Below are 24648 nucleotides of genomic sequence, written 5' to 3'. Positions count from 1 at the left end.
TCAAGTGATGATGATTTCAGCGATGCAATCAATGAGGTAGAAAAAAAATCCACTTATGTATCAATAGAAGCTAAAAGCATCAACCCAATAGAAAATGAAGGGGTTGGAGCGAATGCCATGAGAAATACTTCTCAGTTAACGGCAAATTATGCGACAACATCTAGAGCTGTACCGGAATCGTATGTTGCAGTAGAGCTAAGTTATTTTAAAGCAAGTTATGCTTATGATTCGGTTTCATTTAATGGCACAGAAACAGATATTACAGCATATTCACCATCAACAGAATCGTGCTCAGAGCACTGTACATCAACGCAATACTTTACATTCCCAATAGATAATAAAGACATCGAATTGTCTGCAAAAAATGGGTTAACTTATGATGTACACGCAACAAATGATACGTCTAAATTGTCTTTCACTATTCCAGCTGGCTATTTCCAAGCGGTGTTAGATGAAAAAGCACTTCAGCTTGAACATATTCCATCATCAGTGCAGCAACCTGCGGCTGAAGTAAAAGTAGAATCAAAAGACTCGAAACCAGTAGAAATGAGTAAATATTGGTTTGATGAAGCAACTGTTGCAGAACAAGAGCAATTTACTGAGTGGGCGTTTGCAAATAGAAAATCAATCAGTACGCAATTAAAATCTGATTCTAAATCAGTAGAAATGTTGAGCTACTGGTATGAAAAAGCCTCTATTGAAGATAGAGCTCAAATCTTAACTTGGTTGTTAAATAAATAATTTTTGAATTTTAAAAGTGGTTGAGCTAGTTGCTTAACCACTTTTTCTATTTTTTTAATTAGACACAGTCTCTCTTTCCCATTGTAGATTTACCTTATAGTGCTAAAATAGCGCACAAATTATGTGGTGCTGACAGATTCAGCTCAACCTCTTCAAAAAGGTAATAACAATGACGGTTAAAACTCGTTTTGCTCCAAGCCCAACAGGCTATCTTCACGTTGGTGGTGCTCGTACAGCACTTTACTCATGGCTTTTTGCTAAAAACCAAGGTGGCGAATTTGTTCTACGTATCGAAGATACGGATCTAGAGCGTAACTCTCAAGAAGCGGTAGACGCTATCATTGAAGGTATGCACTGGATGGGTATGGAATGGGATGAAGGTCCATATTACCAATCTAAGCGTTTTGACCGTTACAATGAAGTTGTTGACCAACTGCTTGCTGAAGATAAAGCATACAAATGTTATGCATCAAAAGAACTGCTAGATGAAATTCGTGCAGAGCAAGAAGCAAACAAAGAAATGGCTCGTTACGATGCAAATCATCCTAAAATTGTTGCTGCGAATGCGGCTGCAAAAGAAGGTGATGCATGTGTAATTCGCTTCCGTAACCCAAAAGAAGGTTCGGTAGTATTTGATGATCAGATCCGTGGCCGCATTGAAATCTCAAACAGCCAACTGGATGACTTAATCATTCGTCGTACTGATGGTGCTCCAACATACAACTTCGTAGTAGTGGTTGATGACTGGGATATGGGTATTACTCAAGTTATTCGTGGTGAAGACCATATCAATAACACGCCTCGTCAAATCAATATCTATGAAGCATTAGGTGCTCCAGTACCAATGTTTGCACACTGTGCAATGATCCTTGGTGATGATGGCGCAAAACTGTCTAAGCGTCATGGTGCGGTATCTGTAATGCAATACCGTGATGAAGGTTACCTACCAAACGCACTTAATAACTACTTAGTACGTCTAGGTTGGTCTCATGGTGATCAAGAGATTTTCTCTCAAGAAGAGATGATTAATCTATTTAGCTTAAGCGCAGTAAGTAAATCAGCATCAGCATTCAACACTGATAAATTGTTATGGTTAAACAACCACTACATTAAATCATCAGAGCCTGAGTATGTTGCAAAATACCTACAATGGCACTTAGATCAGAAAGAAATCTCTTTAGATAATGGACCTGCAATTACTGAAGTTATTAAGCTGGTAGGTGAGCGTTGTAATACGCTGATTGAATTAGCGGAGCAATCTCGCTACTTCTACCAAGATTTCGAAGAGTTCGAAGCTGGTGCTGCGAAGAAACACTTACGTGGTGTTGCTAAAGGCCCATTAGAGCTTGCTTTAGCTAAAGTTGAAGCGCTAGAAGAGTGGACTACTGAAAACCTACATAACGTAATTGAAGAAGTGTGTGCTGAGTTAGAAATCGGTATGGGTAAAATTGGTATGCCTCTACGTGTTGCGGTAACTGGCGGTGGTCAATCACCATCAGTAGATGCTGTTATGCAATTAGTGGGTAAAGAGCGTGTTGTTGCTCGTATCAAGATGGCATTAGCATTTATCGCAGAGCGTGAAGCTAACGCATAATCCTGCTTATATTTTAGATAAAAACCGCTGTTATTCAGCGGTTTTTTTATGCTTGGCGTTTTTACTTTTTCAGTAATTACTTAGTCATTGCTACTGATTAATGCTTTCTTTAATCAGCTTTAACAGTACCGCCATTGCCCTTGCATAATAATAAATAAGTTTCTGATACTGTCCCATCGGGTAGTTCACAAGATACTTTTGGACCAACTTCAGTTGCGCCGCCATATGCAAGTACATTAAACGAAGATATAGATAAAAGAATAGCTAAAAATGTGTACTTCATCGCTTAGACCTCAATAATACGATTGATTTTTCCTTACGATTTTAGGTGTTGCATATCCATTGCTATATTTAAATATAGAGCATTAATTGAAATTATGCTTAGGATTCAATTTTAAACGCAACACTAAATAAACGATTAAAACTAAAATAATAATCATAATTTGAAAGAGTAATTTATGTTGTTTCTCTGTATTTATCGCTGATAACTGTTGATGCTTTTCTTTTAAATGCTGTAACTTTTCTTTTTCTTTCTCTATTAGAAGGTTACGTAATTCTAATGTGATATCTCTATTGTCATCATTTAAAGCATGAATTTTTTTGATGACATTTTCATATAGTTTGCGAGTAATAAGAGCTGCTTTTATATCACCAGTAAATTCTTCTATATCTGATTTTATGAGATATGAATTTGCTAATGCTTGCTGGTTCTGGGATTGTTGAGATTTATCAATAGCAATTGATATGTAGTCTAATGCTTTATTTGAGTTTTCATGCTTTAAATAAGCACTGCTAAGTAGCTGATAAGTATTAATAAGTAAGTCGGAATTTGAATGATTGTCTAATTGTTTTAATGCGAGTAGTAGATATTCAATGGCTTCATCATAATAACTCTGTTTATTTAGAACTGCTGCTAATGTTAAGTATGCTTGACTGAGAGTTTGCGCATTAGTTGTATTGTCATTAAGTTGTGCTATAGCGAAATTTGCACACGATTTCGCGTGAACATATTGCGATGATTTTAAATATATCTGTGCGAGAAGAATATGTGACTGTGCAATTTTTTGACTGATTTGACGCTTCTCTCTTATTTTTAATGCTTTTTTTGCATACTTCTCTGCTTCTTTTAATTGTCCCATCTGTAGTAATAACGAGCTAATATTATTATAAATCGTATCGTTTAATTCATAACTTTTGCTTAGAGATAATGCTTTTTCATTGGCTTTTAATGCTGATTTAAAATCACTTACGCCTTGATAGCTTAAAGCTAATAAGCGATATGCCCATTTGATATCGATATAATGATCTTTTGTTTTTTCTAAGTGCTTTATTGCCGATTGGCAGTAAAATTCAGCGAGATAATAATTGCCTAAAGCTAAGTTTGAACGACATTGCTTAATAGATAACAAACTATTTAAATCTAAGTCATTTAAATTTTTTGATTTCAGCTGAGCTTTCTTAATTTGTTGAAGTGCTTGTTTATAATCCCCATTATCTTCTAAGTCCATAGATAATAAGATTAATGATTCAATATGATCATAAATATTCGTTGTATTATTTTTAAGTGGGGAGGTATATTCGTTACCACGGCGAGTTACAAAACCATGGATTCTTGTTGCAGTAAAAATACGTTCAGCACTTGGTGGTAGTGATGAATACACATTGTTTAGCATTGAGAGTGCTTTGTTTGGATTCTCAATACGGTTTAAATGGTATTCTTCTTGCCAAGATTCTGAGGACATGACTGAAGTTGCAGATGAATTAAAGCTTATCAGAAAGAAAAAACAACCGATAATAAAGTGAAAATAACCTAGCATTGCGTTCTGATTAGAAAATTGAATTTGAATTATTGACTAAGAATACAATAAGTAAGGAGGTAAAACGTTGGTAAGAGTCATAAAAAAATGAGAAACAACACGCTAGGCACTGTTTCTCATTGATTAAAGATTGAAAATTGGTTTATTCAACTATGTTCTTATGCATTACATCGCCAATTTGAATGCTATTAATTAATTGTGGTTGATCAATAACAAGATCCGCATTTTGTTCATACACTCGATCTACGGTTAACGTAATATTTGTCTTCGTCACTTTATTACGTGGTAAACCATTTTGATCAATAAAAGAACCTGTATGCCAAAGATCTAATTTATCGCCTTTCTTAACACCGTGAATACGACCAAGATCCATCGTGATACGGTTATTATTGATATTTACAACTTGTGGCAGTGTCATTTTACAAGCAAATTGATTTTCAAGATCAAGCATGATGTCACGGTTAACTCTTAATACCATTTCGCCATAAGCAGAAGTCCAAAAACGTGCACTCTGTGTATCTACTTCACTGGTTTTAGGAAAGTTCCATAACGCAACTTCACGGTAGTTGTTGTTATAAATTGTTTGACCCGTCTTACCATCTAACACAGCAACTTCGATAGCAAATTGACGGTTAATAGTATCTTTCTTTAGTAAATTCTGTTCAATCGTGGCACTTAAGTCTGTAATGCTTCCTGAGAATATGTACTGCGCACCATGATCTTCCGCTATCATTTTTGCGACTTCTGGTTGACGTTTATCAATACGAATATGAGAAGTACCTACTGATACAAAGCTTTGTGATTCTTTATCTAATTGACGTGAAAAAATCGTACTTAAATCTTCACCTAAATGATATACCTTACCCATTACCGCTTGTTGTGGTGAGTCAATCGTGATTTCACTCGTCATAAACGTCTTCTTGTATTGCCCTATATGGCAACTGTTTGCCGAGGGGTAGATATCAATACGAGCAGTAATATAAATTTTGTCGTTTTTCTTCTTTTCTTTAACCACTTCGATACTGCGAATTTCACTACCGCTAAATTGATAACGTTTATTATCATTCTCTAAAAAGATCTTAAGATCCTTTAGGCGGCTAATATCGGCCCCAGAAAACAGCATTGCTTGATAAGCGGCATCTTCTAGTGCATTAGCTCTTGCCGCATCTTTACTGGTTAAGACACTTGCTGAACCTGTTACCTCAAACCACTCAGCATGTGCCGGTGCAATGTAACTCATTGTTAATATAGAGGTAATTAAATAAATTATTTTTTTCATTACTGTTATCTGCCAAGTGGGTATGGAATTTGCTAACTAATATTTGTTGATTGATAAAAGTACTTACAAATTGCGTTTCCTTAACTAAAGCAAGTTTTGTTCCTAGTTTAAGTTTGACGCTTAAATTGAAGAGTTAGTAAGTATATTAAAACATTATCTGGAGATAATAGAATGAGAGCATTGGTTGTAATTTTACTGTCTATGGTGATGAGTGCATGTGCATATTCACCTATTTATAATGGTAAAGAACCATATAACGGTAGCCCATTTATGCTGGCTGATACCCCACGCCATACAATGGACTACTTTATTGAAAGCTTAACTGAACAGTTAGTAACATCGAATACGACGTTATCTGCTCGTTCACCAATTGCCATTACTTCTTTTGTAGATCTACAACAAATGGATCAAACAAACTGGTTAGGTAACTCGGTGACAGAAAGCTTTATTTTCCAACTTCAACGTCGTGGTTTTAAAGTTATTGACTATAAAACAACGGGTAATATCAGAGTGACTCAGCAGGGTGACTTTGCATTTAGCCGTGATTGGAAAGAACTGGTTCAAGAGCAGCAAGTTGATTATGTACTAACAGGTACAATGCTTCGCCAAGATGGTGGTGTATTAATTAATGCTCGTGTTATTGGTATGCAAACTCGTGTAGTTGTTGCATCGGCACAAGGTTTCCTACCTGCGGATCGAATTGGCCGTGATTTAGACACACTAAATACAATGCGTATGGAAGATGGTGTGATCATTCGTTCTGATGTGCAAAAAGCAGAACGTAACACAATTATCCTTCGTCCATAGGAGAAGCGAATATGAAACATTGGTTTTTATTAGCCCTATTAGTATTAGTTGGATGCCAGCCAATCGGTGTTATGCGTGAAAGCGATAACCTTACAGCGGTTGGATATGCAAGCATTAGTGAGCAAGCCGGTAAGAACATCGATGAAAAACGCATTAGAGCAATGCGAGCATCTAAAGTTGATGCTTATCGTGAGCTTGCTGAGCAGGTTTATGGTATGCGTATCAGCGGTAAAGTTGAGATGAATGATCAGCAGCTTGGTGAAGAAAGCACTAGTGCTGGAGTAGATGGTATTATTCGTGGCGCTGAAGTGGTTAGAACTTACCCTGTGGGAGATAGCTACGTTACTGAATTAAAGCTTAATTTGAAAAAGATGGAACGTATGAAAAACCAAGGTCAGGTTTACGATGTACCATCAACACAAAGAAAAACAACGTTATTCTAATTGATGCTTTTAGATAGGATTAGTTAGAAGCTCTCATTCGACATAATGCTATTGCCCTCGGTACTTGGTGCCGAGGGCTTTTTTGTTTTTGTAAGATAGGGAAAGTAGAGCAGGGGCTAGGTTTTTAGGGACGAGTAAGAGAAGTAAGAGCAGGGACTAGGTTTTAGGGACGAGTTAGAGAAGTAAGAGCAGTAAGAGCAGGGGCTAGATTTTAGGGACTAGTTAAGAGAAGTTAGAGCAGGGGCAAGGTTTTAGGGACGGGTAAGGGAAGTGAGAGCAGGGGCTAGATTTTAGGGACGAGTAAGGGAAGTAAGAGCAGGGGCTAGGTTTTAGGGACGAGTAAGGGAAGTGAGAGCAGGGACTAGATTTTAGGGACGAGTTAAGATAAATAAGATCTGGAGTTAGGTGTGAATAAAAGATAGAAAAAAACCGTGTTAGGAATAAAACACGGTTGGATAAGAAATCGATGATCGTGAGAAGGCAACTTAAGCTTTTACGTTAGTGCCTAATGTTGTCACATTACGTGTTTGGCCTTCAGCAGTATACGTCATGCCATTTTTGCCACGGCTTTGCTGCATTAGATTGTTTAGCTTGTTGAAGCTAAGTTGAGCACGTTGCAGTGCTTCACCATTGACTTCGTTTTCTTGCTTACAATCATGAATAATCGATTTAATTTCCGATACTTTTTCATTAAGTGCATTATCTTCAGACAGCAGTTGACGTTCCGCATGACTTCCTAATAGCTGATCATACTGACGTAATTGATTAAGTAAGCCTAGTTTATCATGGGCAATACTTTCCATTTCCGTCGGCTTTCTACTTGCGATAGCGACTTTCTCTCGACTTAATACCGTAGAAAGAGAGAGCGCAACGCTGCGTTGTAGATCAAGCAGTTCAGTAAGTGTCTGAGCCATATGTTCCTAATGTAAATAAAACAGTGAGAGTCTTAACCAGCCTAGGTTATAGGCCGGCTAATTCGTCTTCAAATTTAATCATATTGTCTGCTAAACGTTCAGGATCAACTGTGTATGATCCATTTGCAATAGCAGCTTTGATTGCAGCAACTTTATCTTCATTGAAAGAAGGTTCTGTTGCTAATTGTTGGTGCATTTGGCCAATTTCTTTACCTTGATTACTTAAAGAAACCGCATCTGATTTTGCAGACAACGCAGGTGCTTGAGTTTCTGGGGCTTTATCACCAGAATCTACACGAGCCTGATTGCGTAAAGACGCCATTGCCTGGCTAGCACGTAATTGGTCAATACTTGTCATATATTCAAGCCTTTTAGCCGGTTAATACATTCTTCTAATCTATCTATCGGCTGTCAAAAAAATAACTTTAGTAAATAATGAAAATTTTTGACGTTTTTTTCATTATTTTAAACTGTAGTAAAACTAAGCATAAATGATGCCATGATCAATTTATCGGCAATCGAGTAAGATAGTTTAGTAAAAAATAAAAATTTTATTCGATATTAATTAATACCTTAAAAACGGATGCTAATTTCACCAACAGAGGTGACAATACCATTTACGATTCGATTGGATTTATCATTTTTAACGTTAACTTTATCACCAAGAGCTCCGTCACCAAGTGCGGTTCCTTTTGTGATAATACTTAATTCACCTTTTACTGCTTTAATTATAACACTGTCGTTGCGACATACCATGCAGATGTCGTTTTTTTCTACAGTTTCACCAGCTCTAACACTGCGTTTAATGCGGGCACCTACGAGATCATCAACATTAATATAACCGCCTCGTTGGTAAGTTCGGCTGTTAACCATGGTTAATGTTAAATCACTGCTTGATATGGTGTGCCCTCTTGATAAAGAAGAGATTGCGGTGACTAAAGGCATCATTAACTCTGTTTTTACCGGAACATACACCTTCCAATCATCTGGCTGACATTCAACAAGGATCGATGTATTGCCGCTTGAATTAAGGCGGCCAGGTAAAGAGGCAATTAATGGCACAGGGCAGTCGGTTGCTTGTATTCTGCTATCAATACGAGCAGCTTCAATATGTAAAGTACCATTTTGAGGTACTTCAATTTGGGATTGTAGAAAACTTTCTGCAGCGTGTTTGATTGCATCTAACTGTTCATCTGTGGCAGCATGCACATTCGAGCTAAAGAAACTTATAAATAGGCCGATAACGCTTATAAGTCGATAAAAAGTGGTTCTGTAATCACATTTTTTTATTATCATCATATTTTCAATATAAAATGCCATGTTGTATATCGTGTTCTTCATAGGGTTATGTTAGGCTCGCGGTTTAATTACATAGTGGCACAAGATGGAGTCATATAATGACAGGTATACTGGATTCGGTGAATCAGCGCACACAACTTGTAGGGCAGAACCGTTTAGAACTGCTTACTTTTCGTCTTATGGGACGTCAACGTTATGGTATTAACGTTTTTAAAGTAAAAGAAGTATTACAGTGTCCGAAGTTGACTTCAATGCCAAATTTAAATCCTTTAGTAAAAGGTATTGCGCATATTCGTGGTCAAACTATCTCTGTTATTGATTTAAGTCTTGCTACTGGCGGTCGTCCAACCACTGAAATTGATAAGTGCTTTATTATTATTTCGGAATTTAACCGTACAATTCAAGGTTTCTTAGTAAAATCGGTAGAGCGTATTGTTAATATGCACTGGGAGGCAATTTTGCCACCGCCACAAGGTACCGGTCGTGCAAACTACCTAACAGCAGTAACAAATATTGATGAAGAATTAGTTGAGATTTTAGATGTTGAAAAAATCTTAGCGGAAATTGCACCTATCGACGAAACAATGAACGAAGAACTGGTTGAAGAGATGACATCTATGAGCCAAGAAGTTGTTCGTAAAGTACTTATTGCTGATGACTCGAGTGTAGCTCGTAAACAAGTACAACGTGCTGTTGAATCTATTGGCTTTGAAACTATCATGGTAAAAGATGGTAAAGAAGCGCTGAACAAGCTAGTTGAAATGGCAAACGCTGGTAGCGTATATGAGCAAATCGGCTTAGTTATTTCTGATGTTGAAATGCCAGAGATGGATGGTTATACATTAACCGCTGAAATTCGTCGTGAGCCAGCACTAAAAGATCTGCACGTTATATTGCATACTTCACTAAGTGGCGTATTCAACCAAGCAATGGTAGAGCGTGTTGGTGCAAACCAATTCATCGCTAAATTTAATCCTGATGAGTTAGGTGCGGCCGTGAAGAAGGCTGTTGAAAAATAAACAGCATAAAGTAATAAGCTAAATCCTATTGTCGTAGTAATATAAAACGGCAATTCATTTTTTATTTGGAAGTTAAACCGTTAATGACAACTATAACTATCAACGAACAAGAGTATCGTGACTTCAGCCGCTTTCTAGAATCTCAATGTGGTATTGTCCTAGGGGACAGTAAGCAATATTTAGTTAGAAGCCGACTGAGTCCTTTAGTTGCTAAGTTTTCATTAGCTTCATTATCCGATCTATTACAACAAGTGATTTCAGGGCGTAATCGAGAGCTGCGTGTTGCCGCTGTTGATGCAATGACAACCAATGAAACATTGTGGTTTAGAGATGGTTACCCATTTACTGTGCTTGCCGACAAATTGTTGCCTGAATTAGCGGCAAACCGTCGCCCATTAAAAATTTGGTCAGCGGCAAGCTCATCAGGTCAAGAACCTTATTCAATGGGGATGATCATTTCTGAAATCCAAGCACGTAAGCCGGGCTTTCTTCCTAATATCAGCATTACTGCAACCGATATTTCACCATCAATGCTTGAAACCTGTAAAGCTGGTGTCTATGACAACTTAGCGTTAAGTCGTGGTTTATCACCTGAACGTCGCCGTGCTTTCTTTGAAGATGCGGGTGATGGCAAAATGAAAATCAACGATAAAATCAAACGTATGGTGAATTTCCGTCCACAGAACCTTATGGACAGCTACAGTTTATTGGGTAAGTTTGACATTATTTTTTGTCGTAACGTATTGATTTATTTCTCACCTGAAATGAAATCTCAAGTGTTAAATCAAATGGCGGCAAGTCTTAACCCTGGTGGCTACTTATTGTTAGGTGCATCGGAATCGTTAACTGGATTAACTGATAAATTTGAGATGGTGCGTTGTAATCCGGGCATTATTTATAAATTAAAATAATTATGATTGAGTAATTATTGAACAAAAAGCGACTTAGGTCGCTTTTTTTGTGCCTGTAATCTATAGTTGGCTCAGATATTGCTAAATAAATATCGGTAGTATCGTCAATCTGCTCTGTGAATTGAAAAAGTTGGCATACAGGTTGCAATATAGAAATTATATATACTGCTAGTCAGTTCTTGTGGAGGGTTTGAAATGGCAATTTCTTTTGATAAAGCATTGGGTATTCATCAGTATACGGTTGGAGTTCGCTCTGAACGTGCTGAAATGTTAGCGACAAACATCGCTCAAGCGAATACTCCGGGCTATAAAGCAAAAGGAATGGATTTTCAAAAAGCATTACAGTCGGCAACATCGAAAGCAAGTATGGGCTTAAGCCGTACTGATGGTCGGCACATTAATGCCTCAACACGAATGGCTGGGGAAATTCAATACCGTCTTCCAACTCAACCTGATACAGGTGATGGCAATACGGTAGATGTGGATTTGGAGCGTAACTTGTTTATGCAAAACCAACTTCGTCATCAAGCATCATTAGACTTTTTAGGTAGCAAGTTCAAAAACCTAACCAAAGCAATTAAAGGGGAATAGAGATGAGCTTATTTAATGTTTTTAACGTTACAGGTTCTGCAATGAGTGCAGAGTCAGTTCGTCTTAACACCACTTCAAGTAACATGGCAAACGCAGACAGTGTAAGTAGCTCAGCTGCTGAAACTTATAAAGCACGCCAGGCTGTTTTTGGTGCGGAATTGAGCAAAGCAAAATACAAACAAGATCATACAGTTCCTGTAAAAGTTCTTGGTATTGTTGAAAGCCAAAAGCCTCTACGTGCAGAATATAACCCAGACCATCCTATGGCAAATGACGATGGCTATATCTTTAAGCCAAACGTTAATGTGATGGAAGAAATGGCAAACATGATTTCTGCTTCTCGTTCATACCAAACGAATGTTCAAGTTGCAGATGCGAGTAAACAAATGTTGCAGAGTACTCTGCGAATGGGTCAATAAGGATAGGAGGTAGCTATGACTGGAATCAATAACGTTGGTCAAAACGGCTTGTCCTACATCGACCAGTTAAAGAGTCTTCAAGAGGCGAACAAAACTGAAAAAACAACGGGCGGCAAAAATGAACTGAAGCAAGAAGACTTCCTTTCATTGCTAACCAAGCAGTTGTCTCAACAAGACCCATTTAAACCGGTTGAAAACGACCAGATGATTGCGCAAATGGCTTCATTTGCAACTGTCGACGGTATTGGCAAGATGAATACACAGTTTGATAGCTTGAATTCATCAATGACATCTAACCAAGCATTACAAGCGTCTTCGCTTGTTGGTCGTGATGTTCTAGTACCTGGCGCTAAAGGCTTAAAAGAAGCAGATAAAGGTATGGCGGCAATGGTTAAATTGCCTCAAGCAATTAATAACCTAATGGTTCGTGTTGAAAACGAACAAGGCCAATTAATTCGTACTTTAGATGTGGGCGCTAAACCTGCTGGCGACACTCGAGTAGAGTGGGACGGCAAAGATGATAAAGGCAATGCAATGCCTGCTGGTCGCTACAATATTAAAGCTGCTGGCGTGCTTGATGGAGAAAACAAAGAGTTTGGTGTATCTACATACGCAAACGTAAATAGTGTTCTTCTGGGCAAAGGGGATGGCAATGTTCTGCTAAATCTTGCTGGTTTTGCTTCACCTATTAAACTGGCAGAAGTGCTAGAAGTAGGTAAGGCATAAAAGGGCGAATATTCAGTGCAGCAACTTATCGCTGCCTGAATACTCCCATTTTCATCATTTAATTATTCATAAAGCTATGCCAATTCCATTAACACTCTTCCTTAACTCTGATCGTTAATGGAATTGGAAAACATATGCGTAGCTAGATAGGAGATATCAAATGTCATACGTAGCATTAAGTGGTCTAGCCGCTGCTCAAAAAGACTTAAATACAACATCGAATAACTTAGCCAATGCGAATACATATGGCTTTAAAGAATCTCGTGCAGAGTTTGGTGATGTGTACTCATCATCGCTATTCTCAAATGCAAAAACCACAACAGGTGGTGGTGCACAAACAACTAAAGTAGCACAACAATTCCACGAAGGTTCAAGCATTTACACAAATAACCCAATGGATTTACGTATTTCGGGTCAAGGTTTCTTCGCTGTGGCAAAAGATCGCCTACAACCAGCGACAAATGAATTAAGCCGTAATGGTGCATTCCACCTAGATAATGAAAACTACGTAACGACATCAAACGATGAGTTTCTATTAGGTTACGAAGTTGACCCAGAATCTGGCAACGTATCGTCTTATGAGCCAAAAGCACTTAAGATCCCAGATCAATTTGGTAAACCTAAACCAACTGAAAATGTTGAAATTGGTATGAACTTACCAGCAACTGAAGTACCAAAAGATCCAGCTCTTTTTGATATGAATGATCCTGACACTTACAACAAGTCAACTTCGGTTACGACGTATGACTCTCTAGGTCAGCCATACAAAATGACGACGTACTATGTGAAAGATGCAACACAACCAAACCGTTGGAATGTGTTTTACTCTTCAACAGATACTGACGGTGAAAAACCAGTAAATATCAATGGTGGTGATTCAACGAATGCCGCGGGTCAAATTGGTCACTCTATTATCTTTAATAATGATGGTACAACTCAAAGCATTAATGCGGGTCAGCCAGTTGCAACAACAACGTTAGGTGAGAATGGTTTAAACTTAAATGGTGCGGATCCTTCACAGACCTTAACCATGAAGTTTGATAATCCAACACAATTCTCTGCACCGTTTGAAATGCGTCGCTTTAGTGAAGATGGCGCAACAACAGGTTACCTATCAAAAGTTGATATTGATAAGAGCGGTAACATTGTAGGTTCATACTCAAACGGTAAAGATGTAACCCTTGGCCGTGTAGCTATGGTTCGTGTTACTAACCAGCAAGGTCTTGCACAAAATGGTGGTACTCAGTGGTCTACAACACAAGCATCTGGTGCGGCTATTTGGGGTGAAGCAAACCAAGGTTCATTTGGTGACATTCAAAGTGGTACTTTGGAGCAATCAAACATCGATATGACACAAGAATTGGTTGATTTGATTTCCGCACAACGTAACTTCCAAGCGAACTCACGTTCATTGGATGTACATAACCAGTTGCAACAAAACATCCTACAAATTCGATAATAATTTCATTATCCAATATCTTAAAATTGCCGTCTTATGTGACGGCAATTTTTTACCCAGAATTTTTGCCTCTTACTTCCTCTCTTTTTCCTCTTTAAATATCCCACTGTAATAAAATAGCGACCATTCTTGCTTAATTTATTGAAATATATAGAAAATAAAAGTTGGCACACTGATTGCTTTTATAACTTCAGATAGATTATTGGAGTTCATTATGGATCGCGCATTATTTTTAGCCATGAGTGGCGCAAAGCAAAACATGCAAGCTATGCAATTGCGTTCAAACAACCTTGCAAACGTAAGTACAACGGGTTTCCGTGCTGATTTAGAGCAAGCTCGTTCAATGCAAGCGTACGGTGAAGGTTTACCTACTCGTGTATTTAATATGACAGAGCGTCCGGGAAGCAGCTTTTCTCAAGGTTCAGTGATCACAACAGGTCGTGATCTTGATTTAACCATTGAAGGTGATGGCTGGATTTCAGTAATGGATAACACGGGGCGTGAAGGTTTAACTCGTGCTGGTAATCTAAAAATTGATGAAACGGGTTTACTAATGAATGGCAGTGGTCATTTAGTATTAGGTGAAAACGATGCTCCTATTACGCTACCGCTACCAATTGCAAAAATTCAAATTGCTAAAGACGGCACTATCTCCGTTCTTGAGCAAGGTGCACCAGCAGAAGCGATGGCTGAAGTTGATCGTATCAAATTAGTGAAAACCGATAATCGTGACTTATTTAAAGATACCAATGGCTTATTTCGTTCAAAGAACCCAGGTGCAACATTTGATGCTGATGCAAACATCACATTATTAAGTGGTGCGTTAGAAGGAAGTAACGTTAACGCCGTTGGTGAAATGACAAATTTAATTGATTTGCAGCGTCAGTTTGAAATGCAAGTCAAGATGATGAGTACAGCTGAAGAGATGGATAAAGCTTCAGACTCATTATTACGTATGGGTTAATTGAATAATTAACTTGATTAACTTAATACATTAAAGAATTTAGAGGAATACACAATGAATCCAGCATTATGGGTAAGTAAAACAGGTTTAGACGCACAACAAACAAACATTGCGACTATCTCAAACAACTTGGCTAACGCCTCAACGGTTGGCTTTAAAAAGAGCCGTGCCGTATTTGAAGATCTGTTTTATCAAAACGTAAACCAAGCCGGTGCACAATCAACTCAGAATACTGAATTACCAACTGGTTTAATGCTAGGTTCTGGTTCTAAAGTTGTAGCAACTCAAAAAGTATTTACTAATGGTAACGCGCAAACCACGTCAAACGGCATGGATATGATGATTGAAGGTAAAGGCTTTTTCCAAGTAACTATGCCTGATGGCAACATTGGTTATACACGTAATGGTCAATTTACTCTTAATGATGAAGGCGCGATTGTAACTACTGGTGCTGGTTACCGTTTAGAGCCTGAAATTGTTGTTCCTGAAGATGCGATTAACGTAACAGTTGGTACTGACGGTGAAGTATCTGTTCGTCTACGTGGTCAACAAGATAACCAAGTTATTGGTCAAATTAATACTGTTGATTTCATTAACCCAGGCGGTTTAGAGCCTGTAGGTCAAAACTTATACTTACCAACAGGTGCAAGTGGTGACCCACAAGAAGGTACACCTGGTTTAGAAGGTTTCGGTGCCGTTCGTCAATCAATGCTTGAAGCATCAAACGTAAACGTAACTGAAGAATTGGTAAACATGATTGAAGCACAACGTGTTTACGAAATGAACTCTAAAGTTATTTCTGCTGTTGATAAGATGGCAAGCTTTGTTAACCAACAACTGTAATTGGTGATTAGGATGAAACGTCTTCTTTGTTTACTGCTATTAACAACATTAACTGGTTGTGAAACGCTGCTAATTAAAAATCCGAGCGCGCAAGAAAGCGAGGTGACTTCTGCTACAACCAATGTTGATGCAGTTGAAGGTGATAAAGCCAAAGAAGAAGACTCAGGTATTATCGATACATTACGTGGTCGTAATGATCCTATTGCAGGAGATCCTGCGTGGGCACCGATTCATCCTAAAGAAAAACCAGAGCATTATGCGGCAGCTACAGGTTCTCTATTTAATGTAGATCATGCACAAGACATGTACGATGACACTAAGCCTCGTGGATTAGGTGATATCGTAACCGTTATGCTTGCTGAAAATACAAAAGCGGCAAAAAGTGCAGATGCTGAGTTATCTAAATCAAATGATTCAAGCATGGATCCATTGCAAGTCGGTGGACAAGAGCTACAAATGGGTGGCCAATATAACTTTTCTTATGAGTTATCAAATGACAACAACTTCACCGGTAACACATCGGCTAATCAAAGTAATAGCTTAAGTGGTTCAATTACTGTGGAAGTAATCGAAGTATTATCAAATGGTAACTTATTGATCCGTGGTGAAAAATGGTTAACCCTTAATACGGGGGATGAGTACATTCGATTAAGCGGAACCATTCGCCCAGATGATATTAATTTTGATAACACCATTGATTCGACACGAATCTCAAATGCTCGTATTCAATATTCAGGTACGGGTGATCAACAAGATATGCAAGAACCTGGATTCTTGGCACGATTCTTTAATGTAGCACTATAATAATGACGAATCGTTGGAGTTTTGACGTGAATAAAAATCTAGTTACTGTACTTTTTACTTGGTTATGCCTAAGTATATCTACAGCACACGCTGCACGTATTAAAGACGTAGCAGAAGTTGCTGGGGTTCGTAGTAACCAACTAATTGGCTATGGTCTAGTTTCTGGTTTACCAGGTACTGGTGAGTCAACGCCATTTACTGATCAAAGTTTCAATGCCATGCTGCAAAACTTTGGTATTCAATTACCACCGGGTACGAAACCAAAGACAAAAAACGTAGCGGCAGTAATGGTAACAGCAACATTGCCACCATTTTCTAAACAAGGGCAAGTGGTGGATGTAACGGTTTCATCAGTAGGCTCAGCTAAAAGTTTACGTGGTGGTACGTTATTACAAACTTTCTTAAAAGGTTTGGATGGTAAAACGTATGCGATTGCACAAGGTAACTTAATCGTAAGTGGTTTTAGTGCAACCGGTGCAGATGGTTCTAAAATTGTCGGTAATAACCCAACCGTTGGTCGTATCTCAGGTGGTGCGATGGTTGAACGTGAAGTTCCATCTCCATTTGGTCGTGGTGACTTTATTACCTTTAACCTTTTAGAATCAGATTTTACTACTGCGCAGCGTATGGCAGATGCGGTAAATAACTTCTTAGGTCCAAACATGGCTTCTGCTGTGGATGCAACGTCAGTACGAGTTCGTGCACCTCGTGATATTAGTCAACGTGTTGCTTTCTTATCTGCGGTAGAAAATGTGGATTTTGACCCAGCAGATGGTTCAGCAAAAATTATTGTTAACTCTCGTACTGGTACTATCGTTGTTGGTAAGCATGTGAAGTTAAAACCGGCGGCGGTAACTCACGGTGGTATGACAGTTGCAATTAAAGAGAATCTACAGGTTAGTCAACCAGGACCATTTAGTGATGGGCAAACAGTAGTAACTCCAGACTCTGATATCGAAGTGACTGAAGAGCAAGGTAAAATGTTTAAATTTGAACCGGGCTTAACATTAGATGATTTAGTAAGAGCTGTGAATGAAGTAGGTGCTGCACCATCAGATTTAATGGCTATTTTACAAGCATTAAAACAAGCAGGTGCAATTGAAGGTCAATTGATCATTATCTAATCGCAGCTTGCTTTATAAAGACAATAAACGCACCTCTAGTAGGTGCGTTTTTTTTGGCATTAAATTTGCTGTAGTTATATTAGTGTTAGTTAATGCAAAGTGTGAAGATGAATAATTCAGTAAATATGACAGATGTGGGATTTATCCACGACGTAGGCGGTCTTGATAAATTACGTAAAAGTGCCGTTAGTGGCGATCAAGACAGTCAAGATAAAGCATTGCGTGCAGCAGCAGAGCAGTTTGAATCAATCTTCACACAAATGCTTTTTAAATCAATGCGTAATGCAAATGACTCTTTTAAATCCGATATGATGAGCAGTGATAATCAGCAGTTCTTTGAACAAATGCGTGATGATCAAATGGCCACTGAATTATCGAAAAAAGGGTCATTAGGTTTAGCTGATATGATTGTTGCTCAATTAGGCGCTTCAATGAACCAAGCTGCACCTGTACAAAGCGGCAATAACTTAGAGCAAGACGCAAGAATGGCAATGCGTAAAGCGGCAACCGATGAAACATTACGCTTGCCTGCTGATTACTCATATCCTCATGCTTCTCAAGCAAAACAAGAGTCTCAAACAGAAGCACCTGAAATTGCACAAATTGATAAAATGTTAGCAGCGAGAAAAGTTCAACCTGCTGATAAATTTGAAACACCTCAAGACTTTGTTAACACCATGAAGCCTTACGCAGAAAAAGCGGCAAAAGCATTAGGTGTTGATTCGAACCTTCTTATTGCACAAGCGGCACTAGAAACCGGTTGGGGTAAAAAGGTCATTAAGAACTCGGTAGATTCAAGTCATAACTTATTTAATATTAAAGCAGATAGAAGCTGGCAAGGAGATAAGATCTCTAAGAACACGCTTGAGTATCACGATAATATTGCAGTGACAGAAAATGCAGCCTTCCGTTCATACGATAACTACGAAGAGAGTTTCAGTGATTTTGTTCGTTTCTTAAATCAAAACCCACGTTATGAACGAGCACTACAACAAACGGATAGCTCAGAAAGTTTCATTAAAGGTATTCATAGTGCGGGTTATGCTACGGATCCAAATTACTCAAATAAAGTAATGAGTGTAATGAAAAAAGTAGAAAGCTTATTAAAGTAATACGAACGCATTAATACAAACACTAACATGAAATCCTGTCTCTTGAAAAAGCGGCAGGATTTTTTGTTTTTGGTTGCCGCTTAAAATAAAAAGAGGCAAAGAAGAGGCAAAAAACATCTATTCGATCTGGAGTTCTATTAAAGTAAATATCAATAGGATTTATTAAGTTGCTGAAAATTAAGTAAATAAAAGTTGGCACACTGATTGCTATATTAGATTCGTTAGGAAATATTATCGCATCTTTTTATAGAGTTTTTTTGGAGGCAACATGGGACTTGATCTGCTAAATCTAGGTACACAAGGTGTGCTTACGGCGCAGCGTCAACTGAATACGACCAGTCACAATATTAACAACGTTAATACTGAAGGCTTTAGTCGTCAATCGGTTGTTCAAGATACTAATATGCCTCATTGGGTGTCAGGTGCAAACTTCGGCGCAGGCGTGCATGTAGCCGCTGTGCGACGTTCGTTTGATCAGTTCGCTACAAATGAACTGAACCTTTCGACAACCAACTTAAACTACTCTATGGATACAGAAGCGAATCTTGATGTATTAACGAATATGATGTCATCAATTGGTGCTAAACGTATTCCTGAAAACATCAATGATTGGTTTGATGCAGTAAAAACTCTTGCCGACAGCCCTAACGAAATCGGTGCGCGTAAGGTAGTACTTGAAAAATCACGTCTTGTGTCACAAAGCTTGAACGATTTTTACGAAAATGTGCGTCAGCAAAATGCAGATGTAAATAAGAAGATGGATCTAACTGTAGAGCGTATGAATGCCATTGCTCTTGAGTTAAAAGACATTAACAAAATGATGGTTAAGACCCCAGGTCCGCACAATGACCTAATGGACCGTCATGAAAAGTTAATTAAAGAGCTATCTCAATACACAAAAGTAACGATCACTAAGCGTGACAACGAGAATTCATTCAATGTATTAATTGGTGGTGGACACATGCTTGTGTCTGGCACAAATGCAAGTGAATTGAAAATGATCGCTGGTACTCCAGACCCATTACAGCGTCGACTAGCAATGGTTGAAGGTAAAGGCATGAAAGCGATTCAGCATGACAGCATTGGCGGTAAATTATCGGCACTGTTTGAATTGCGTGATAGCACCATCCCAACAATCATGGATGAACTAGGCCGTGTAGCAGTAGGCTTCAGCAGTGAAGTTAACCGCTTACAAAGCCAAGCGATTGATTTGCGTGGCCAGATTGGTGCAAATATTTTCTCTGATGTGAATTCAGAACAAGCAGCACGTAGCCGTGCCATTGTACAAGGTGGTTCTTCTGCTGAAGTGGGCGTATTTATTGATGATATTAGCTTACTAAAAGCAGGCGATTACGCACTAAAATACGATGGCAGCCAATATACAGTGACCCGACCAACAGGTGAAGTACAACGCTTAGACCCAACCGGTAACCCATCGACCTTTTTCTTAGACGGTATGCGAGTTGAAATTCGTGAACCACTAAGTGCCGGTGAGCGTGTATTACTTCGCCCAACTCGTATTGCGGCTGGTGAAATTAAGCTTGAGATGAATGAAGCAGAGAAAATTGCCGCACAAAGCTATGCAAGTTCTGCAACATTTGCAACTGGTAATGCAAAATTTAAAGTTCTGCAATCAGGCGCATTAAAAGAATTCCAAGTAGTTATCTCTCCTGCAGCAAATCAGTTTGCTGTATTAGATATGAGAGGAAAAATGTTACTTGAACCTCAAACATACCCACCAAAAGGCCCAGTAACTGTTGGTGGAACTACGTTTGAATTAACAGGTGGTGCAGCAGCAAATGATAAATTTGCAGCGAACTTAGTTCCATCTGAAGGTGATAACGGTAACTTATTGCTAATGCAAGGCTTACAGACTCGTAAAGTAATGGACGAAGGCCGCTCTACGGTGATTGACCTATACGAAAACGTAAATACTGAAATTGGCCTGAAAAAAGCAACGGCGTCTCGTTTATCTGAAGTATCTCGTGTAGAGAATGAAGCTGCTCAAAGTCGTGTTGCTTCAGTTTCTGGTGTGAACTTAGATGAAGAAGCGGCAAACATGATGAAGTTCCAACAAGCGTACATGGCATCTTCACGCATCATGAAAGCAGCAGATGAAACGTTCAACTCAATTTTACAATTGTCGTAATTAAGGAGCTGTAGAGTATGTTAAATCGTATTTCAAGCTTTCATAATTACCAAGCGGTGCAAAATGATATTTCGCGCCAAGAAGCGAAAGTGCATCACACTAGTGCACAATTAGCATCAGGTAAAAAGCTATTAACAGCAGGAGACGACCCCGTTGCTGCGTTATATGCTCAAAACCTAACTCAAAAGAAAGAAGAGTTACGCCAATATACAGATACTATTACATTAGCTCGTAACCGTTTAGAGCGTCATGAGGTTGCGATTGCGAATGCTGAGCAATTTGCCGATGATGCAAAACGTAGCGTAATGGAAATGATCAATGGTTCATTAGCACCAGAAGATCGTTACGCTCACGCGCAAGATCTAAAAGGTATCGCAAGTAATTTCTTGAATCTGACCAACATGTTAGATGAATCAGGAAACTACTTATTTTCTGGTACTAAACCGAAAACACAGCCATTTTTTAAATCTAATGATGGTACCGTTGCTTATGCGGGTGATGAATATCAACGTAAGTTAAAGGTATCAGGCTCAATTGAAGTTGCGGTAAATGACGCTGGTAGCAAGTTGTTCACTGAAATCAAAAATCCATTTGGAGATTATGATCCTCAGTATGCTTTGCAAGAAGGGTCTGAATTGTTGTTATCACAAGCAACAAATACAAATTATACCGACCCTGCAACGTATGAAGTGAGCTTTAGTGCTTCGGCAAATGGTCAATATAATTACCAATTATCAAAAGATGGTAGTGTGGTTAAAAATGCTCAATTTGATCCATCAGAAGGGATTAAATATGAAGGTGTTGATATTCAGATCCGTGGCCAGTTAAAGTCAGGTGATGTGATCACTTTAGAGCCAAAGAAAACCATTAGCATTTTTGATTCATTTAAGAAAGCATCTGAATTAGCGTTAAATGATGTAGCTGATGCATCAACAACAGCAGAGCTTCAACAAGTAACCGATGAATTTCATGCTGCATTTATTCACTTAAGCCAAGCACGAGCTGAAGTGGGTACAAGACAAAATACCTTAGATCAACAAGAACAGCAGCATCAAGATTTTGATTTAACCTTGTCGAAATCATTAAGTTCAATTGAAGATTTAGATTACGCACAAGCCGTAATCGAATTTAATGAAAATACACGAGCACTCCAAGCGTCTCAACAAGCGTTTGGTAAAGTAAAAGACATTACTTTATTTAATTACGTGTAAATACCACCATTAAATAAAATAGAGAGCCTAGCAGTCATGTTAGGCTTTTTTATTTCTATAACTAATTGAATTATCAATATATTGCATGGGAAATGCCTTGCCGCTCTGTTTGTTTTTTTGCCGCTTTTTAGTAGCAGATAAATAGTCGTTTATTCATTGAGGCAAAGGTGAAAAAAAGCGGCAAGCCCTATTGTTAATTAAGCGGCAAAAATATTTTTTATTCTTGTTTTTTCTATCAAAAGCTGAAAAATAAAGAATGAAGCCGTTTTGTAAGTTATTGTTATTTAGTGTTTTTAATTTATTTTTGCTTGTATTGAATCATTTATTTAAAAAACTGGCACACCTTATGCTAATTAATAACTATGACTGAGAAGCTCACAGTTTGCCAATGGTAAATAGTGGCATAGCAGTTGCAGAGTAGAGTTGAAGGCTTTGCTTTTGTATGTCAGTCATTAATGTGCATGTTTTTCTCATCTTGGCATGAGATTTGATATGTAAATTACATGACACTGAATAACTATTGGCTAATTGTGGCTGATATAAATTTAAATATTTCTGAATAGAGCAGAAATGAGTTTTCGTGAAAGCGAAGCCAAAGGAGAGCAACGATGGCTGTAAATGTAAATACTAACGTATCTGCGATGACTGCGCAGCGTTACCTAAACAACGCAACAAATGACCTAAACAACTCAATGGAGCGTTTATCGTCAGGTACTAAAATCAACAGCGCAAAAGATGACGCTGCTGGTCTACAAATTTCTAACCGCTTAACAGCTCAGACTCGTGGTCTTGATGTTGCTATGCGTAACGCGAACGATGGTATTTCTATCGCTCAAACAGCTGAAGGTGCGATGAACGAATCGACTAACATCCTTCAACGTATGCGTGACTTATCACTACAAGCGGCAAACGGTTCTAACTCAGACCAAGATCGTGCTTCTATCCAAGAAGAAGTTCACGCATTATCTGATGAACTAAACCGTATCGCAGAGACAACATCATTCGGTGGTCGTCGTCTTCTTAACGGTCAATTCGGTGAGTCAGCATTCCAAATCGGTGCTAACGCTGGTGAAGCAATCCTAATCAAGTTACCGTCAGTTCGTGCTGATGATGACAGCATGGGTGGTCAACGTTTCGTTTCTGAAAACGGCAAGAGTGCATCTTGGAACGTAGAACCTGGCAAAAATGACATGAAACTAGAATTCACTACTAAGAAAGGTGAAGCAGTTTCTATCGATATCAGCGCTAAAGCTGGTGACGACATCGAAGAGTTAGCAACATACATCAATGGTCAATCAGACAAGATCTCTGCATCTGTAGGTGATGAAGGTAAACTTCAACTGTTTGTTGCTGAACCATCAATCGAAGGTGAGTTATCAATCACTGGTAACCTTGCAACTGAACTTGGCCTAGAAAGCGGTCTTGGTTCTAAAGCGACAGTTGATAAGCTAGACGTAACGTCTGTAGGTGATGCACAAGTATCTATCGGTGTTATCGACTCAGCTCTTGCTTACATCGACCGTGAGCGTGCTGATTTAGGTGCTAAACAAAACCGTTTAGGTCACAGCATCAACAACTTGTCAAACATTCAAGAGAATGTATCTGCTTCTAACAGCCGAATCAAAGATACTGATTTTGCTAAAGAAACAACAAACATGACAAAAGCACAAATCCTTCAGCAGTCTAGTACTTCTATTCTTGCTCAAGCGAAACAGTTACCAAACGCTGCACTAACTTTACTGCAGTAATTGAGTAACTAACAACAGTCATATGAATGAACAAGAGGTGCTCTCATCTCTCATCAACCTCTTGTTCACCTGATTGTTGTGCAAGCTATAGGTAACTGGTTTTTTGTGTTCTTCTCACAGATCTCCTCATAAAAAACCAACCTAGCTTTATGCCCCTTAATTGGGGCTACCCTTCCAAAAATACTCTTTTTAATCCAGAAAATCGGATTTCGGTCGATGACTTACTGTCTATTCCATAAGTAAGGTCATGTCATGAATTCATTCTTACGTTTTTTATTGTTTATTTTCTTTTCAACTTCAGTACACAGTGCGCCGTTTATTTCTACTCAATTATCGAGCATGAAAGAACATTCAATGATTGCCGCTAATAATTGCATCGATCCTGTATTACAGCACTACTTTGAAGATGAAGGGATAACACCTGAAAATAGCCACATTAAAGGTTATGGGGCATGTTTTAATGCCAATAAACATAAAGTGAAACGCCAGCCTAAGAAGCATTTAAAAGACTATTTAGGTACTGAGTGTTCAGATCCTGCATTTATTAAGTTATTGAAAGATGAAGGTATAAATCCTAATGAATATGATATTCAAAGTAGTGAACGTTGTGGGCATCAAAATATCAGTTAAGCTTTCAGTATTTATGCCGTTATAACTATTAAGATGAAAATAAA

The 24648-nt window shown here is 38.4% G+C and carries 25 protein-coding genes; 18 read left to right on the top strand and 7 right to left on the bottom strand.

The annotated features are described in order from the left end of the window. Nucleotides 1-60 precede the first annotated feature (60 nt). Nucleotides 61-114: a hypothetical protein gene (locus HC728_RS20395; RefSeq protein ID WP_370539779.1), complete on the bottom strand. Its 54-nt coding sequence runs from the start codon at nt 112-114 to the stop codon at nt 61-63. Between the two features lie 796 nt (nt 115-910). Between HC728_RS20395 and gltX the strand changes: the two genes are divergently transcribed. Further along, nucleotides 911-2335: a glutamate--tRNA ligase gene (gltX, locus tag HC728_RS05595; RefSeq protein ID WP_005420418.1), complete on the top strand. Its 1425-nt coding sequence runs from the start codon at nt 911-913 to the stop codon at nt 2333-2335. Nucleotides 2336-2444: 109 nt separating this feature from the next. On the opposite strand, the gene HC728_RS05590 is transcribed toward gltX, so the two are convergent. The 3 genes from HC728_RS05590 to HC728_RS05580 all read right to left on the bottom strand — a co-directional run bounded on the left by HC728_RS05590 (nt 2445) and on the right by HC728_RS05580 (nt 5431). Continuing rightward, complete coding sequence (locus HC728_RS05590) at nt 2445-2618, bottom strand: hypothetical protein (RefSeq protein WP_012533159.1); 174 nt, start codon at nt 2616-2618, stop codon at nt 2445-2447. Nucleotides 2619-2700: 82 nt separating this feature from the next. Then, nucleotides 2701-4152, bottom strand: coding sequence for a lipopolysaccharide assembly protein LapB (locus HC728_RS05585; protein ID WP_017020033.1), 1452 nt, complete (start codon nt 4150-4152; stop codon nt 2701-2703). A gap of 142 nt (nt 4153-4294) precedes the next feature. Continuing rightward, the gene (locus HC728_RS05580) at nt 4295-5431 is read right to left on the bottom strand and encodes a flagellar assembly protein FlgT (protein WP_012533611.1); all 1137 of its coding nucleotides are present in this window, start codon (nt 5429-5431) and stop codon (nt 4295-4297) included. 171 nt (nt 5432-5602) lie between these two features. On the opposite strand from HC728_RS05580, the gene HC728_RS05575 reads away from it, so the two are divergent. Both HC728_RS05575 and HC728_RS05570 read left to right on the top strand, forming a co-directional pair. Next, nucleotides 5603-6238, top strand: a complete 636-nt coding sequence (locus HC728_RS05575) for a FlgO family outer membrane protein (protein WP_005420414.1) — start codon at nt 5603-5605, stop codon at nt 6236-6238. 11 nt (nt 6239-6249) lie between these two features. After that, nucleotides 6250-6681, top strand: a complete 432-nt coding sequence (locus HC728_RS05570) for an LPP20 family lipoprotein (RefSeq protein ID WP_005420413.1) — start codon at nt 6250-6252, stop codon at nt 6679-6681. A 485-nt stretch (nt 6682-7166) separates the two neighbouring features. Here HC728_RS05570 and HC728_RS05565 read toward each other — a convergent pair whose 3' ends face one another. The 3 genes from HC728_RS05565 to flgA all read right to left on the bottom strand — a co-directional run bounded on the left by HC728_RS05565 (nt 7167) and on the right by flgA (nt 8804). Next, complete coding sequence (locus tag HC728_RS05565) at nt 7167-7595, bottom strand: flagella synthesis protein FlgN (RefSeq protein WP_005420411.1); 429 nt, start codon at nt 7593-7595, stop codon at nt 7167-7169. Between the two features lie 46 nt (nt 7596-7641). Next, nucleotides 7642-7953, bottom strand: a complete 312-nt coding sequence (flgM, locus tag HC728_RS05560) for a flagellar biosynthesis anti-sigma factor FlgM (protein ID WP_005420410.1) — start codon at nt 7951-7953, stop codon at nt 7642-7644. Between the two features lie 215 nt (nt 7954-8168). After that, a complete protein-coding gene (gene flgA / locus HC728_RS05555; RefSeq protein WP_012533026.1) occupies nt 8169-8804 on the bottom strand; it encodes a flagellar basal body P-ring formation chaperone FlgA in 636 nt (211 codons plus the stop codon). Between the two features lie 188 nt (nt 8805-8992). Between flgA and HC728_RS05550 the strand changes: the two genes are divergently transcribed. From HC728_RS05550 to HC728_RS05480, 15 genes are all read left to right on the top strand, one after another. Continuing rightward, complete coding sequence (locus HC728_RS05550) at nt 8993-9913, top strand: chemotaxis protein CheV (protein WP_005420408.1); 921 nt, start codon at nt 8993-8995, stop codon at nt 9911-9913. Between the two features lie 83 nt (nt 9914-9996). Continuing rightward, a complete protein-coding gene (locus HC728_RS05545) occupies nt 9997-10824 on the top strand; it encodes a protein-glutamate O-methyltransferase CheR (protein ID WP_005420407.1) in 828 nt (275 codons plus the stop codon). Nucleotides 10825-11019: 195 nt separating this feature from the next. Continuing rightward, complete coding sequence (gene flgB / locus HC728_RS05540) at nt 11020-11415, top strand: flagellar basal body rod protein FlgB (RefSeq protein WP_005420406.1); 396 nt, start codon at nt 11020-11022, stop codon at nt 11413-11415. A 2-nt stretch (nt 11416-11417) separates the two neighbouring features. Further along, nucleotides 11418-11834: a flagellar basal body rod protein FlgC gene (flgC, locus tag HC728_RS05535; protein ID WP_005420405.1), complete on the top strand. Its 417-nt coding sequence runs from the start codon at nt 11418-11420 to the stop codon at nt 11832-11834. Between the two features lie 15 nt (nt 11835-11849). Then, nucleotides 11850-12560 carry a flagellar hook assembly protein FlgD gene (flgD, locus tag HC728_RS05530; RefSeq protein WP_005420404.1) on the top strand — a complete coding sequence of 237 codons (711 nt, stop codon included), beginning with the start codon at nt 11850-11852 and terminating at the stop codon, nt 12558-12560. 160 nt (nt 12561-12720) lie between these two features. Next, the gene (gene flgE / locus HC728_RS05525) at nt 12721-14019 is read left to right on the top strand and encodes a flagellar hook protein FlgE (protein WP_005420399.1); all 1299 of its coding nucleotides are present in this window, start codon (nt 12721-12723) and stop codon (nt 14017-14019) included. Nucleotides 14020-14233: 214 nt separating this feature from the next. After that, nucleotides 14234-14983 carry a flagellar basal body rod protein FlgF gene (locus tag HC728_RS05520; protein ID WP_005420397.1) on the top strand — a complete coding sequence of 250 codons (750 nt, stop codon included), beginning with the start codon at nt 14234-14236 and terminating at the stop codon, nt 14981-14983. Between the two features lie 54 nt (nt 14984-15037). Beyond that, nucleotides 15038-15826, top strand: a complete 789-nt coding sequence (gene flgG, locus HC728_RS05515) for a flagellar basal-body rod protein FlgG (RefSeq protein WP_005420395.1) — start codon at nt 15038-15040, stop codon at nt 15824-15826. A gap of 12 nt (nt 15827-15838) precedes the next feature. Then, nucleotides 15839-16630, top strand: coding sequence for a flagellar basal body L-ring protein FlgH (gene flgH, locus HC728_RS05510; protein WP_011262373.1), 792 nt, complete (start codon nt 15839-15841; stop codon nt 16628-16630). Nucleotides 16631-16632: 2 nt separating this feature from the next. Beyond that, nucleotides 16633-17754, top strand: coding sequence for a flagellar basal body P-ring protein FlgI (locus HC728_RS05505; RefSeq protein WP_011262372.1), 1122 nt, complete (start codon nt 16633-16635; stop codon nt 17752-17754). Between the two features lie 107 nt (nt 17755-17861). After that, complete coding sequence (gene flgJ, locus HC728_RS05500; protein ID WP_065604908.1) at nt 17862-18866, top strand: flagellar assembly peptidoglycan hydrolase FlgJ; 1005 nt, start codon at nt 17862-17864, stop codon at nt 18864-18866. Nucleotides 18867-19134: 268 nt separating this feature from the next. Beyond that, on the top strand, nt 19135-21015 hold the full coding sequence (gene flgK, locus HC728_RS05495) for a flagellar hook-associated protein FlgK (protein WP_190395192.1): 1881 nt from the start codon (nt 19135-19137) through the stop codon (nt 21013-21015). Nucleotides 21016-21032: 17 nt separating this feature from the next. Next, nucleotides 21033-22226: a flagellar hook-associated protein FlgL gene (gene flgL, locus HC728_RS05490; protein WP_012533878.1), complete on the top strand. Its 1194-nt coding sequence runs from the start codon at nt 21033-21035 to the stop codon at nt 22224-22226. Between the two features lie 608 nt (nt 22227-22834). Beyond that, entirely contained in the window at nt 22835-23974 is a 1140-nt protein-coding gene (locus HC728_RS05485; RefSeq protein WP_005420381.1) for a flagellin, read from the top strand. 252 nt (nt 23975-24226) lie between these two features. After that, nucleotides 24227-24604 (top strand): hypothetical protein, encoded by a 378-nt coding sequence (locus HC728_RS05480; RefSeq protein WP_005420379.1) that lies wholly within the window; start codon nt 24227-24229, stop codon nt 24602-24604. Nucleotides 24605-24648: the final 44 nt, after the last annotated feature.

The sequence above is a fragment of the Aliivibrio sp. S10_S31 genome (genome assembly GCF_014694495.1).
GTDB classification, from domain to species: Bacteria; Pseudomonadota; Gammaproteobacteria; order Enterobacterales; family Vibrionaceae; genus Aliivibrio; species Aliivibrio fischeri.
The sequence above is the reverse complement of the archived record's forward strand: the minus strand, read 5'-3'. Positions and strand labels throughout refer to the sequence as shown.